The organism is Amycolatopsis pretoriensis, from assembly GCF_900107925.1.
Classification (GTDB): domain Bacteria; phylum Actinomycetota; class Actinomycetes; order Mycobacteriales; family Pseudonocardiaceae; genus Amycolatopsis; species Amycolatopsis pretoriensis.
In genome coordinates this window covers 1,053,451-1,066,417 of sequence record NZ_FNUJ01000001.1, presented here as the reverse complement: position 1 = coordinate 1,066,417, position 12,967 = coordinate 1,053,451, and the positions used below count along the sequence as shown (strand labels likewise).

Annotated in this window: 12 protein-coding genes; 6 read left to right on the top strand and 6 right to left on the bottom strand. The window is 72.5% G+C overall.

From position 1 onward, the window contains the following. Position 1: 1 nt before the first annotated feature. On the bottom strand, positions 2-1,738 hold the full coding sequence (locus BLV96_RS05005) for a thiamine pyrophosphate-binding protein (RefSeq protein ID WP_208608134.1): 1,737 nt from the start codon (positions 1,736-1,738) through the stop codon (positions 2-4). A 270-nt stretch (positions 1,739-2,008) separates the two neighbouring features. On the opposite strand from BLV96_RS05005, the gene sucC reads away from it, so the two are divergent. From sucC to BLV96_RS04990, 3 genes are all read left to right on the top strand, one after another. Beyond that, on the top strand, positions 2,009-3,154 hold the full coding sequence (gene sucC, locus BLV96_RS05000) for an ADP-forming succinate--CoA ligase subunit beta (protein WP_086680897.1): 1,146 nt from the start codon (positions 2,009-2,011) through the stop codon (positions 3,152-3,154). Positions 3,155-3,157: 3 nt separating this feature from the next. After that, positions 3,158-4,039, top strand: coding sequence for a succinate--CoA ligase subunit alpha (sucD, locus tag BLV96_RS04995; protein WP_086680899.1), 882 nt, complete (start codon positions 3,158-3,160; stop codon positions 4,037-4,039). A gap of 64 nt (positions 4,040-4,103) precedes the next feature. Next, positions 4,104-5,048 carry a LysR family transcriptional regulator gene (locus BLV96_RS04990; RefSeq protein ID WP_086680901.1) on the top strand — a complete coding sequence of 315 codons (945 nt, stop codon included), beginning with the start codon at positions 4,104-4,106 and terminating at the stop codon, positions 5,046-5,048. Here BLV96_RS04990 and fdhD read toward each other — a convergent pair. The 3 genes from fdhD to BLV96_RS04975 all read right to left on the bottom strand — a co-directional run bounded on the left by fdhD (position 5,036) and on the right by BLV96_RS04975 (position 8,416). Next, positions 5,036-5,869 (bottom strand): formate dehydrogenase accessory sulfurtransferase FdhD, encoded by an 834-nt coding sequence (gene fdhD, locus BLV96_RS04985; protein WP_208608133.1) that lies wholly within the window; start codon positions 5,867-5,869, stop codon positions 5,036-5,038. The two genes, BLV96_RS04990 and fdhD, sit on opposite strands and share 13 nt — an antisense overlap. Position 5,870: 1 nt before the next feature. After that, positions 5,871-7,181, bottom strand: a complete 1,311-nt coding sequence (locus BLV96_RS04980) for an OFA family MFS transporter (RefSeq protein ID WP_086680905.1) — start codon at positions 7,179-7,181, stop codon at positions 5,871-5,873. An 824-nt stretch (positions 7,182-8,005) separates the two neighbouring features. Next, positions 8,006-8,416, bottom strand: a complete 411-nt coding sequence (locus BLV96_RS04975) for a histone-like nucleoid-structuring protein Lsr2 (RefSeq protein WP_091388781.1) — start codon at positions 8,414-8,416, stop codon at positions 8,006-8,008. 182 nt (positions 8,417-8,598) lie between these two features. Here BLV96_RS04975 and BLV96_RS04970 point away from each other — a divergent pair, with 182 nt between their 5' ends. Further along, the gene (locus BLV96_RS04970; RefSeq protein WP_244180051.1) at positions 8,599-9,504 is read left to right on the top strand and encodes a class I SAM-dependent methyltransferase; all 906 of its coding nucleotides are present in this window, start codon (positions 8,599-8,601) and stop codon (positions 9,502-9,504) included. Positions 9,505-9,549: 45 nt separating this feature from the next. Here BLV96_RS04970 and dinB read toward each other — a convergent pair whose 3' ends face one another. Then, positions 9,550-10,743 (bottom strand): DNA polymerase IV, encoded by a 1,194-nt coding sequence (gene dinB, locus BLV96_RS04965; RefSeq protein WP_086677801.1) that lies wholly within the window; start codon positions 10,741-10,743, stop codon positions 9,550-9,552. 155 nt (positions 10,744-10,898) lie between these two features. On the opposite strand from dinB, the gene BLV96_RS04960 reads away from it, so the two are divergent. After that, on the top strand, positions 10,899-11,318 hold the full coding sequence (locus tag BLV96_RS04960; protein ID WP_086677800.1) for a hypothetical protein: 420 nt from the start codon (positions 10,899-10,901) through the stop codon (positions 11,316-11,318). 52 nt (positions 11,319-11,370) lie between these two features. Continuing rightward, positions 11,371-11,883, top strand: coding sequence for a 2'-5' RNA ligase family protein (locus BLV96_RS04955; protein ID WP_244180050.1), 513 nt, complete (start codon positions 11,371-11,373; stop codon positions 11,881-11,883). Between the two features lie 20 nt (positions 11,884-11,903). Here the strand turns inward: BLV96_RS04955 and BLV96_RS04950 are convergent, their stop codons facing one another. Next, the gene (locus BLV96_RS04950) at positions 11,904-12,965 is read right to left on the bottom strand and encodes a hypothetical protein (protein ID WP_086677799.1); all 1,062 of its coding nucleotides are present in this window, start codon (positions 12,963-12,965) and stop codon (positions 11,904-11,906) included. Positions 12,966-12,967: the final 2 nt, after the last annotated feature.

The window sequence follows — 12,967 nt, the reverse complement described above, 5'->3', positions numbered from 1 at the left end:
CTCACTTGTACATGGTCTGGTTCATGGTTCCGGGGGCGTACACGTCGGGGTCGACCCAGACGTTGATCAGCGACGGCTTGCCGGACTCCCGGGCCCGCAGCAGCGCCGGCCCGATGTCGGCCGGGTCGCGGACCTCTTCGCCGTACCCGCCGAGCATCCGCGCGAACTCGTCGTAGCGGACGTCGCCGAGGGTGTTGCCGATGCGCTCGCGCGGCAGGCCGTACTTCGCCGCCTGGCCGTAGCGGATCTGGTTCATCGAGGAGTTGTTGCCGACGATCCCCACGAACGGCAGGTCGAACCGCACCAGCGTCTCGAAGTCCCAGCCGGTGAGGCTGAAGGCGCCGTCGCCGAAGAGCGCGACGACTTCCTTGTCCGGACGCGCGTGCTTGGCGGCCATGACGAACGGGATGCCGACGCCGAGTGTCCCGAGTGGACCCGGGTCCATCCAGTGCCCGGGCGACTTGGGCTGCACGACCTGGCCGGAGAAGGTGACGATGTCGCCGCCGTCGCCGATGTAGATCGAGTCCTCGGTGAGGAACTCGTTGATCTCGTGGACCAGCCGGTACGGGTGGATCGGGCTCGCGTCGGAGTGCTGCAGCGGCAGCCGCTTCTGCTTCGCCTTCTCCTCCACGGCCTGGAGTTCTTCCAGCCAGGCCTTGCGGCCGACGGCCCCGTTGTCGGTGCGGCCGGACGCGGCCTCGGCGACGGCGGCCAGGACCTGGCCGGCGTCGCCGACGATGCCGAGGTCGACGTCGCGGTTCTTGCCGACCGTGCGGTAGTCGAGGTCGATCTGGACGACGGTGGCGTCCTTCGACAGCCGCTTGCCGTAGCCCATCCGGAAGTCGAACGGGGTGCCGACGATGACGATGACGTCGGCGTTGTCGAAGGCGTAGCGGCGCGAGAGCTGGAAGTGGTGCGGGTCGCCCGGCGGCAGCGTGCCGCGGCCGGCGCCGTTCATGTACGCCGGGATGTTGAGCGTGCGCACCAGGTCGACGGCCGGCTCGGTGGCCCGCGTGGTCCAGACCTGGCTGCCGAGCAGGATGGCCGGCTTCTTCGCGTGCACCAGCAGGTCGGCGAGCTTCTCGACGTCGGCGGGGTCGCCGGCGTTCCTCGTGGACGCGCGGTAGCGGCCGGCTTCGGGGATGCGGGCCTGCTCCAGGGGTACGCGCGCGTCGAGGACGTCGCGCGGGATCTCCAGGAACGACGGACCGGGCGCGCCCGCGTACGCCTCGCGGAACGCCATCGAGACGAGGTCGGCGACGCGCGCGGTGTGCGGCACGGTGGCGGCGAACTTGGTGATCGGCGTCATCATGTCCACGTGCGGGAGGTCCTGCAGGGACCCCATCTTGTGCTGGGTCAGCGCACCCTGGCCGCCGATGAGCAGCATCGGGCTTTCCGCGCGCAACGCGTTCGCGACCCCGGTGACGGCGTCGGTGGTGCCGGGTCCGGCGGTGACCACCGCGCAGCCGGGCTTGCCGGTGATCCGCGCGTAGCCGTCGGCCGCGTGCGCGGCGACCTGCTCGTGCCGGACGTCGATGACCTGGATGCCTTCGTCGACGCAGCCGTCATAGATGTCGATGATGTGGCCGCCGCAGAGGGTGAAGATCGTGTCGACCCCTTCGGCCTTCAGCGCCTTCGCCACGAGGTGGCCGCCCGAGATTTCGGCGGGCGCGGGCTCGGCGCCGTTCGTCGCCGCGGCACTCTCCCCCGCGGTGGTGCCGGTCATTGTCAGCGCCATTGCTCAACTCCTCTGGTCCGCCGCCGGATCTCTCTTGTCCGGCGGTGCGTACTCCCGTCCGCTCGTCGCCGTTCCCGGCGTCCGTCGAGGTCAGCGACCTCTTCGCGGCAGACTGTAGATTGCATACCGTATGGGGTAGGCATATAGTCACTCCTCAAGCAGCCCGTGTCCAGGGCCATCCGCAGGGTTTTTCCCGGGCCTCGATCCCGCCCCCGCGGAGCACCACTCCACGCCCTTCGCCCTGCCCCGCCGCGGAAAGGACGCCCCCGCATGGACCTCTTCGAACACGAAGCACGCGATCTCTTCGAGAAGCACGGTGTGCCCGTCCCCCGCGGCCGGGTCGCCGCCGACCCCGCGTCGGCCCGCTCCGCCGCGGCGGACCTCGGCGGCCCGGTCGTGATCAAGGCCCAGGTGAAGACCGGCGGCCGCGGCAAAGCGGGCGGTGTCCGCGTGGTGCGGACGGCCGACGACGCCGAGCAGGCTGCCGACGACATCCTCGGCATGGACATCAAGGGCCACACCGTGCACCGGGTCCTGGTGACCGAAGCCAGCGAGATCGCCGAGGAGTACTACCTGTCCTTCCTGCTCGACCGCGCCGGGCGCACGTTCCTCGCGATGGCGTCGACCGAAGGCGGCATGGAGATCGAGGAGGTCGCGGCGACCCGGCCGGACGCCCTCGTCCGCGTTCCGGTCGACCCCCTGGCCGGGGTGGACGCGGTGGCCGTCGCCGCCGCGTTCCCCGCCGACGTCCGCGGCGAGGTCGCCGGCGTCGTCGAGAAGCTGTGGGACGTGTTCGTCGCCGAAGACTGCACGTTGGTCGAGGTGAATCCCCTGGCCAGCACGTCGACCGGGATCGTCGCGCTGGACGGCAAGATCACACTCGACGACAACGCGTTCTTCCGCCGTTCCGCGGCGTTCGACGACACCGCGGACGGCGACCCCCTGGAACGGGAAGCCCGGTCGAAGGGCCTCAACTACGTCAAGCTCGACGGCGACATCGGCGTGATCGGCAACGGCGCCGGCCTGGTCATGTCCACTTTGGACGTCGTGGCGGCGGCCGCCGCGGAAGCCGGCGCGCGCGGCCCGGCGAACTTCCTCGACATCGGCGGCGGCGCGTCGGCGCAGGTGATGGTCGACGGGCTGACCGTGATCCTCGGCGACCCCCAGGTGAGCAGCGTGTTCGTCAACGTCTTCGGCGGCATCACCGCGTGCGACGCCGTCGCGACCGGGATCGTGCGGTCACTGGAGGTCCTGGGTGCCCGCGCCACCAAGCCCCTGGTGGTCCGGCTCGACGGCAACAACGTCACCGAAGGCCGGCGGATCCTCGCCGACGCCGCCCACCCCCTGGTCACCGTGGTGGCCACCATGGACGACGCCGCCCGCGAGGCGGCGAAGCTCGCGATCGCGGAGGTCTGAGCCGTGGCCATCTTCCTGGACGAGAACAGCCGGATCGTCGTCTCCGGCATCACCGGTTCCGAAGGCGCCAAGCACACGCGCCGGATGCTGGCGGCCGGCACGAACGTCGTCGGCGGCGTCAACCCGCGCAAAGCCGGGCAGCAGGTGGAGATCGCCGGTCGTTCGCTGCCGGTGTTCGACAGTGTCGCGGAGTCGATGGCGGCCACCGGCGCGGATGTCTGCGTGTTGTTCGTGCCCCCGCCGTTCGTCGCCGACGCGGTGATCGAAGCCGTCGACGCGGGCATCGGGCTGGCGGTGGTGATCACCGAGGGCGTCCCGGTGCACGACACCGCGCGGCTGTGGTCCCACGCCGTCGCCGCGGGTGGGCGCACCCGGATCATCGGGCCGAACTGCCCGGGCATCATCTCCCCCGGCAAGTCCAACGCGGGCATCATCCCGGCCGACATCACCGGCCCGGGGCGGATCGGGCTGGTGTCCAAGTCCGGCACGCTGACCTACCAGCTCATGCACGAGCTGCGCGACATCGGGTTCTCCACCTGCGTCGGCATCGGCGGCGACCCGATCATCGGCACCACGCACATCGACGCCGTCGAAGCGTTCGAAAAGGACCCGGAGACGGATCTGATCGTGCTGATCGGCGAAATCGGCGGCGACGCGGAGGAGCGGGCCGCCGAGTTCGTGAAGGCGAACGTGTCCAAGCCGGTCGTCGGATACGTCGCCGGCTTCACGGCCCCGGAGGGCAAGACGATGGGCCACGCGGGCGCGATCGTCTCCGGCTCGGCGGGCACGGCGTCGGCGAAGAAGGAAGCCCTCGAAGCGGCGGGCATCCGCGTCGGGCGCACCCCGAGCGAGACGGCGGCGCTGGTCCGCGAGGTACTCGGATGACCTCGGCGGTCGCGCGGCGGCTGCGGGCGTCCCCGTTCCCGCGGCACACCGGCGAGGTGCCGTGATGGAGCTGCGGCAGCTGGCGGTGGTGGTGGCGGTCGCGGAGGAAGGCGGGTTCACCGCCGCCGCGCACCGGCTGCGGACGGTCCAGTCGACGGTGTCCACAGTGGTCCGCGCACTCGAGCGCGACCTGGGGGCACCGTTGTTCCACCGCACGACGCACCGGGTGGAGCTGACGCCCGCCGGCGAGGCGTTCCTGCCCGCCGCGCGGGCGGCCCTGGAAGCGGCCGCCCGCGCGCGGGCGGCCGTGTCCCCGGTGAACGGACAAGTGCGGCTGGGGGTTTGCCCGGGGTTGCTGGCGGACTGGCACCGGGTCCTGGCCACGTTGCGGCACGTGCACCCGGGGCTGGCGGTGGAGGTCCGGCAGGTCGCCGCCTGCGATGGACCGGGGGCGGTCGCGGAGTCTACTGTGGACGCGGTGCTGACGGCGGACGCGGACGGGGCTCTGGATACGGCGGCCCGCCCGAGCGATCCGGCGCCGAACAGCTTCGCAGCCGCCGGATCGGCCACGCCCGGCCTCGCCGAGGCGGATCCCGCAGCCATCTCCGGCTTCGCTTCGTGCGCCGGCCCTTTCGCGCCGGGGCTGGCCGTCACCCCGCTGCCCGGCGAAGAACTCGTCCTCGCCACCGCGCCCGGCGGGTCTCCCTCGGCGCCCGCCGATCTGTCCGAACTGTCCCTCGTGGACTTCCCGGCCGGCTGGGCGATCCGCGAGGCCGTCGACCGCGCCTTCCCCCGCCGCCGGCTCTCCCTAGAGGTCGACGACCTCGCCGTGGCCGCCGGGTTGCTGCGGGCCGGGCTCGCCGCCTGCGTGCTGCCCGCCTCGGCCGCCGCGCGGTTCCCCGATCTCACCGTCCGGCGGTTCGACCGGCCGCCGGCGTGGCAGCTCGGTGTCGTGCACCGCGGCGACGTCTCCCCCGCCGTCGCCGCGTTGCTCGCTCAGCTAGGCTGAAGGCCCAGCCGGTCGGGTCGCGTGTAGACGTTCATCGACGTGCCCCGCAGGAACCCCACCAGGGTCAGTCCCAGCTCGGCCGCCAGGTCCACCGCCAGCGACGACGGCGCGGACACCGCCGCCAGCAACGGGATCCCGGCCATCACCGCCTTCTGCACCAGCTCGAACGACGCCCGCCCGCTGACCATCAGGGCCGTCCCCGACAGCGGCAGCCTGCCGTCGCGGGTCGCCCAGCCGACCACCTTGTCCACCGCGTTGTGCCGGCCGACGTCCTCGCGCAGGCACAGCAGCTTGCCGTCGGCGTCGAACAGCCCCGCCGCGTGCAGCCCGCCGGTGCGGTCGAAGACCCGTTGCGCCGCACGGAGCTCGTCCGGCAGCCCGGCCAGCGTCGCCGGATCGGTGCCGAACGGGTCCTCGGCCACCGGCCACGTCACCGTGGTCCGGACCGCGTCCAAGCTCGCCTTGCCGCACAGCCCGCACGAGGACGTCGTGTAGAAGTTGCGCTCCACCGACGCGTCCGGTGGCGCGACGCCCGGGGCCAGCACGACGTCCAGGATGTTGTACGTGTTGCTTCCGTCGGCCGTGGCGCCCGCGCAGTAGCGGATCGAGTGGATGTCCGCCGCGTCGCGCACCACACCTTCGCCGACCAGGAAGCCGGCGGCGAGGTCGAAGTCGTCACCGGGCGTGCGCATGGTGATGGACAGCGCTTTCCCGGCCACCCGGATCTCGAGGGGTTCTTCGACGGTCAGCGTGTCCGGCCGCGTGGTGTGCACGCCGTCGTGGACGCGCAGCACGCGGCGCCGGCTCGTCATCCGCCCCACGTCAGGCCGCCGGCAGCAGCGACTTGGGCCGGCCCGGCTGGGTCAGCCGCCCGGAGAGCACCGCGCCGGCCAGGCTCAGCACGCCCGCCGCGGCGAAGGCGGCGAGGAACCCGTGCGACGTCACGACGAGCGCGGCGAGCCCGATCCCGACCACCGCCCCGACGGCCTTGGCCGAGTACAGGATCCCGAAGTTCTGCGCGGCCGACTCCTCGCCGAAGTACTCGCGCACGAGGCCGACCAGCAGCGTGTAGCAGCAGCCGTTGCCGAGCCCGGCGAGCGCGACGCCCAGCAGCAGCCCGACGGCGTGCCGGTGTTCGCCCGAATAGAAGAGGACGAACTGGGCGACACCGCCGGCGAGCAGCGCGAACCGGAGGATCCGGTGCCGGCCGAGCCGGTCGGCGAGCCGGCCGATGAGCACCCGGCCGCTGCCGGTCGCCGCGGCGAGCAGCGCGAGCGCGGCCGCGGCGAGGCCGGGTCCGCTGCGCTCGGCGACGAACGTCGCGAGGTAGGCGAGGTCGAACAGCAGCACCGCGGCCGCGAGCACGACGACCAGGTACAGCGCGAGGGTCGTCCCGCACCGGAACAGCTCCGCGGGCCGGTAGTGCCGGACGGCGGGGCGCCGGTTGTGGGCCCGGTCGAGGGCCCACGTGCGCGGTTCGGGTGTCGCGGGCCACCAGTGCCGCGGCGGGTACCGCAGCAGCAGGGCGCAGCCGGCGATCACGACGAAGACGACGGCCGCGGTGCCGTCGAGCAGCGCCGGCCGCGCCGCCGGCAGGGCGGCGGCGAGCACGACGAAGGGGACGCTGCCGTAGGCGAACGCGCCGCTCACGACACCCGCGCTGGGGCCGGTGCGGTCCGGGAACCAGGCCAGCACCGCGCCGACGCAGGTCGCGTAGACCACGCCGGTGCCGAGGCCGCCGAGGACGGAGTAGCCGAGGAAGACGGTGAGCAGGCTGGTCGCGTGGCCGAGCGTCACCAGCCCGGCGGCGCACAGCACGGCGCCGGCGGCCATCGCCGCAGGCGCGGGGAGCAGGCCGCGTTCGCGCAGCCACGCGGTCGGGAAAGCGGCCCCGGCCTGGCAGATCGCCCACACCGCGAGCGAGAGCACGATGGCGCCGAACGTCCAGCCGTGCGTCCCGGCCAGCACGGGGACGAGCGCGCCGAAGCCGTACTGCTGCACCCCGGCGGCCAGCATCGCCGCGGCGGCCAGCCAGGTGACCCACGTCCGCGGCCGGCCGAGCAGCTCGCGGTCGGACTCGCCGACGCGGTACCGCCGTCCGTAGACGTCCTGGAGCTCGCGGACCTCGGCCATGGTGACCGCCTCCTCGGAACCCTCGACTGAAGATTGTATGCAGTATGGAGTAGTCTGAGTGTGCGCTTGCCGGAGTCGAATGTCCAGGGGAAAGCGCTTCGCGGCGAGAGGGGCCGGGCGCAAGGCGGCCCGGTGGCCATCGAGGGAGGAGGCGGCCACCGGGCCGTGCTCCGGCGCGGTACCGGCCGCGCGCGGAGCACTGACAGTCTGGCGATCGGAGCCACCCTCCGACAAGCGTTACCGGCCGGGAAATGTCCGCGTGCCGCGGCTTTTTAGCGCCGGGGCAACGGCGCGTGACCTCCGGCTACCGAGTGGTCCGGGTTCCTGTGGAGATCCACACGCGACAAAGGGAGGCCGACGCGCCGGGCGGACCGGCTACGAGGGCTGCGGGCGAGGGTCGAACCACCTCGGCCCGCGTGGGAAATACGGTTGGCGCAGCAGCGCGGGCAACATGATCGGCACCGCACAGGCGGCTGAGTGGAAAGCACGGTCGACACCAGCGGCGGCCGCGCGGGAACAATGTCGGCGCCGCAGCAGCGCGGGCAACACGGTCAGCACCGCACCGGCGGCTCGACGGGAAACACGGTCAGCGCCAGCGGCGGCCGCACGGGAACACCGTCGGCGCCGCAGCAGCGCGGGCAACACGGCCAGCACCACACCGTCAACGGGGCAAAAACCCCGCAGCCTCCGACCCAGCTCGCGCGCCGGAGCTCCCCCTGCTCCGGGCGCGCGAAACCGACCTGTCGAACCTCCCCCGGCCCGCCCGCCTTCACGACCGCGGCGAAACCGTGAGGACTTTCCTTGTCCGGCAAGCGATCCCGGCGTCAGGCCTTCTTGCGCGCCGCGCGCTTGCGGGCCGGCTTGGTCTCCACCGGCTCCGCCTCCGCGGCCTGCTCGGCCTCGAAGCCCGCGATGATCTCGCTCGACAGGCGGCCGCGCTCGGCGACCTCGTAGCCGTTCGCCTGCGCCCACTCGCGGATCTGGCGGTTGCGCTCGCGGTCCGTCCCCGAGCCCGCCGAGCCCGACAGCGACTGGCCGGTCGCGAGGCGCACCTTGCGGCCGCCGGTGCGCCGCGCCGCGCCGACGTAACGGGCGAGTTCGTCACGGAGCGCGGAAGCGTTGTCCTCGGACAGGTCGATCTCGTACGTCACCCCGTCGAGGCTGAAGGGGACGGTCTGCGAAGCTTCGCTCCCGTCGAGGTCGTCCACCATCTCGACGTGCACCCGTTGCGCCATGGTTCGTCGTTCCTCATCTTCTCCAGAACACGGTCGGACAGACCCTAACCTGTCGAATCCCGTCCGGCACGCGCGACACCCGTGAAGCGTCCACAATGGCCGCCGGGGCGACCGCGTCGCCCTCGTCCAGGGTGACCGCAACCGAGCCGAAATGCGCGTGATCTTGTCGAAGATTTGTTTTTGTGATATGCTTGGAATCAAATCGGTACCGTGGACGCATGACCACCGCCGACTTTCCCGGTATTGCTCCCCGCGTCAGCCGCACCGCCTTCACCGCGGCCGCCGCGCGCGCGGCACATTTGCTCGTCGACGCCGAGCCCGTCATCTTCTCCGACACCCTGGCCGCGACGCTCCTCGGCGACCACGCCGACGAACTCCTGGCCTATCACCACGTCCACGGCACGCATCCCGTCCTGGCCGGCGCCCGCGCCCAAGCGGTGTGCCGCGCCCGGTTCACCGAAGACCGGCTCACCCGCGGCAATTCCGGTATAGACCAGTATGTGATTCTCGGCGCCGGGCTGGATTCGTTCGCCTATCGCAGCGTACCCGGACGATTCCGGGTGTTCGAGGTCGACCGGGCGGCGACCCAGGCCGTCAAACGGGAACTGCTCGAACGCGCCGGCGTCACCGTGCCCGCTTCGGTCACCTTCGTCCCGGTCGACTTCGAAGCCGATCCGCTCCGGGAACGGCTCGTCCAGAGTGGACTCGACCCGTTTCGCCCCGTGTTCGTCAGCTGGCTCGGTGTCACCGTGTACCTGACCCGGAAGGCGATTCTCGCCACATTGACGGATCTCGGCGGTTTCGCCCCGGGATCGGAAATCGCGACCGATCACCTGCTTCCCCCGGAACTGCGGGACGCGGCCGGAAACGCCTACGCCGAAGCCGTCGCCCCGGTCGCCGCGGAACAGGGCGAGCCGTGGCGCACGTTCCTCTCCCCCGCCGAGATGGCCGATCTCCTGCGCCAGGCCGGTTTCGAAGCCGTCGAACTGGCCGGTCAGCGCGAGAGCGTGGCGCCGGAGCTGTGGAACCGCACCGACGCGCTGCGCCCCGCCGCGCTTTCCGCGCTGGCCCACGGCCGCATTCGCTGATCCGTCCGGAAAGGCCGCCGCCGGGAGCTGACGGGATTCCCGCCGTCAATCCGGCAGCAGTGGCACTTCGAGGTCGTCCGGGCGGCCGAGCAGGATCGCCCGGGTGACCGCCGCCTTGCCGAAGCGGTCACGGACCGCGTCCAGCGCGGTGTCGAGCTGCGTGGCCCGCTGGCGCTCGAACGGCAGCGCCAGCTGGAACGGGTCCTCGTCAGCCAGGTTGGACAGCGCGGCCCCGAGCAGCGTGAGGCCGCGGTCGGCGATCATCGGCAACGCGGCCACGAGCAGTTCCCGCGCCGCGGCGAGCAGCACGCCGGTGCCCGCCGTCGGGTCGGTGAGCGTGTGCGAGCGGGTCACCCGCGTGAAATCGGCGAAGCGCAGGCGGATCGTCACCGTCCGGCAGACGCGGCGGGCGGCGCGCAGCCGGCGGGCGATGCGGTCGATCAGCGCCACGAGCACGACGTCGAGCTCCGCCGGGGTCCGTCGGCCGCGCCCGAGGGCCCGCTGGGCGCCGATCGACCGGCGCCGCCGGCCGATCTCGACGCGGCGCGGATCCCGGTTGTGCGCCAGGTCGTGCAGGTGCCCGCCGGCCGCCCGGCCAAGCATGCTCACCAGGTCGACGGGTTCCGACGCGGCCAGCTGACCGACCGTCGTGATGCCCCGCGCGCGCAGCTTCTCGGTGGTGACCTTGCCGACGCCCCACAGCGCGCCGACCGGCAGCGGGTGCAGGAACTCCAGCTCCGCGTCGTGCGGGACGACGAGCAGGCCGTCCGGCTTGGCGACCCGGCTGGCGACCTTGGCGAGGAACTTCGTCCGCGCAACCCCTACCGTGATCGGCAGCCCGGCGCGCTCGGCGACGGAAGCGCGCAGCCGTTCGGCGATGTCACGGGGCCGTCCGCCGATCCTCGTCAACCCCCCGACGTCGAGGAAGGCTTCGTCGATCGAGAGGCCTTCGACCCACGGCGTGGTGTCGTGGAAGACGTCGAAGACGACCTTGCTCGCGGCCGAATACGCCGACATCCGCGGCGGCACGACGACGGCGTGCGGGCACAGCCGCCGGGCCTGCGCGCCCCCCATCGCGGTGCGCACGCCGTAGGCCTTGGCCTCGTAACTCGCGGCCAGGACGACCCCGCCGCCGACGATGACCGGGCGACCCTTCAGCGCCGGGTCGTCGCGCTGTTCCACCGACGCGTAGAACGAGTCGAGGTCGGCGTGCAGGATCGGCCCCTCGGCGACGGTCATAGAACATATGTTCGCATAAAGCGGGGCCAAAGTCCGCACGTCCGCCCGCCGCGGAACCCCTGCCGCCGGGCGAAACTGAGCGTTTTCCCGGTTGTCGCCGCTCTGTTGCCCCGGTCACACTCGACGGATCGATTCACCCGACCTCTGGGGGCGACATGTCCGAGAAGTGCCGATGCGGCGACCACCACGCGTGGGCCAGCCCGAATCCCGACGACCGTCCGTCCGCGGCGCGCCAGCCGCTGCTGGCGTCGACGCTGGTGGGCGAGGACCGCGACGAAGACGCCGGCCGCCTCGACCCGACCGACCGCGTGACGTGCCGCACGCACCGCCGCTGGCTGCACGACTGCGTCGCCTCCCCGGTGCACACGAACCCGGCGATCGGCTACCGCTGGTGCCGCCGCTGCGACCACCAGGCGCTGGTCGCGGTGGACGAGCTGACCGGCGAGGTGACGATCCACTGCGGGCTCTGCGGCCGCAGCCCGCGCAGCCGCGCGAACCTGGAGCTGGTCGAGCTGTGCCGGCGGAGCTTGGCGCTGGCCCGCTCGGGACGGTTCCGGGAGTCCGCCGCCGCGTGACGGCGGTGGCCGGTTCCCGAAGACCACCCCGCCCGGCTGCCATGATGCGGAGGTGCCCGAAACCGGAACCACCGCACTGGTGATCCTGCTGCCCGCCGCCGAACCCGCGCTCGCCGCCGCCCGGCGGATCGACCCCGGCTTGGTACGGCCCGGCCTGCCGGCTCACGTGACCGCGCTGTACCCGTTCCTTCCCGATGCCTCGCTGAACGACGAGGTCCTCGCGGCAGTCCGGTCGCTGGCCGCCGGAGTTTCGCCGGTGTCCGTCGAGCTGTCCGAGATCCTGGTCGCACCCGGGTTCTCAGCCCTTCCGGCTCCGTCGCTCCAGGGGATCACCGATGCGGTCTGCGCCCGGTGGCCGGACGTTCCGCCCTACCGCGGGCGCTTCGGGCACCGACCGCCGGCCCACGTCACGGTGGCGATGGGCGGCGACGACGAGACCCTCGCGAGGGTGGCCGACGAAGTCCGGCCGCTGCTGCCGGTGACCGGCCGGGCCGAAGCCCTGCAGCTGGTCGCGTTGACCGAACACGGCTGGGAGCCGCGGCTGGAAGCGCCCTTCGGCGGCTGAGCGGCTGAGCGGCTGAGCGGTCACCCCACGGCACCGTCCAGCTTCCGGTACGCCCCGGCGATCGCCCGCAACCGCGCGACGTCGGCGGCGAACGGCTCGGCCTGCGCGGCCGGCGGTTCCTCCTCCCCCGGCTCGTCCGGGAGGTCACGCACCAGCCGCGCCGCCGCCGGGGCCGGCAGCTCCGGCGTCACGCCCGCCAGGATCAGCCCGTCGTTCGTCTCGCTCATCGCCGTCAGCAGCCGCTCGCGGCGGGACGGCCCGCCCGGGTCGATGCGGACGATCTCCGGGAACCGCCGGGTCAAATGCGCCCGCAACGGCCGAAGCAGGCGAAGCGTCTTCGTGTCGCGGCGGCCGGCCACCAGGCCCGGCACCGACGGGATCGTCAGCCCGACGACGATCAGCAGCACCGAGACCGCCGGGAAGCCCACGTCGAGCGTGCACGGCAGCGTCGAGAACGGGCCGCGGCACAACGCCTTCACCGGGTGGTCGGCCTGCAGGGCCCCGATCGTCGCGACGACCTTGCCCGCGAGGTAGGCGACCGCGAACGCCGACGCCAGCAGCAACAGCGTGAGCCCGGCGCGCAGCGCGCCGCCGCTCGCGCGGATCGTCACCGCCGACACCACACCGATGTCGATGACCGCAAAGCCGAGGTAGACCGTGTACACGAAGACGTACACGACCAGCGTCGGGTGCGTGCGGTACAGCTCGTCGAACACGCCGATGCCGCGCGGCAGATCCGGCGTGCTGAAGAACATGACGGTCAGCAGGACGAGCGCGACGCCCAGCGCGACCAGCCGGAGCCGGGCGCCGCGGTCGCGGGTTCCGCTGATCTCCGCGACCGTCAGCCCGATGCCGTAGGCCGCGACCATCGTCGCGAGGTTCGACAGCAGCCGGCCGAGGCTCGGGTAGAGCTCGCTTTCGAAGAGCTGAGCCCGGTTGGAGAGGAAGCAGAACGCCGCGCCCAGCGCGATGAGCGAGACGGCCAGCCCGGTTCCCGCGCCGGTGCGCCGGGCGCGGATCGCGCGCCAGATCCCGACCGCCAACGCGAAGAGCCCGACCCCGACGAACAGAATGTCGATCACGA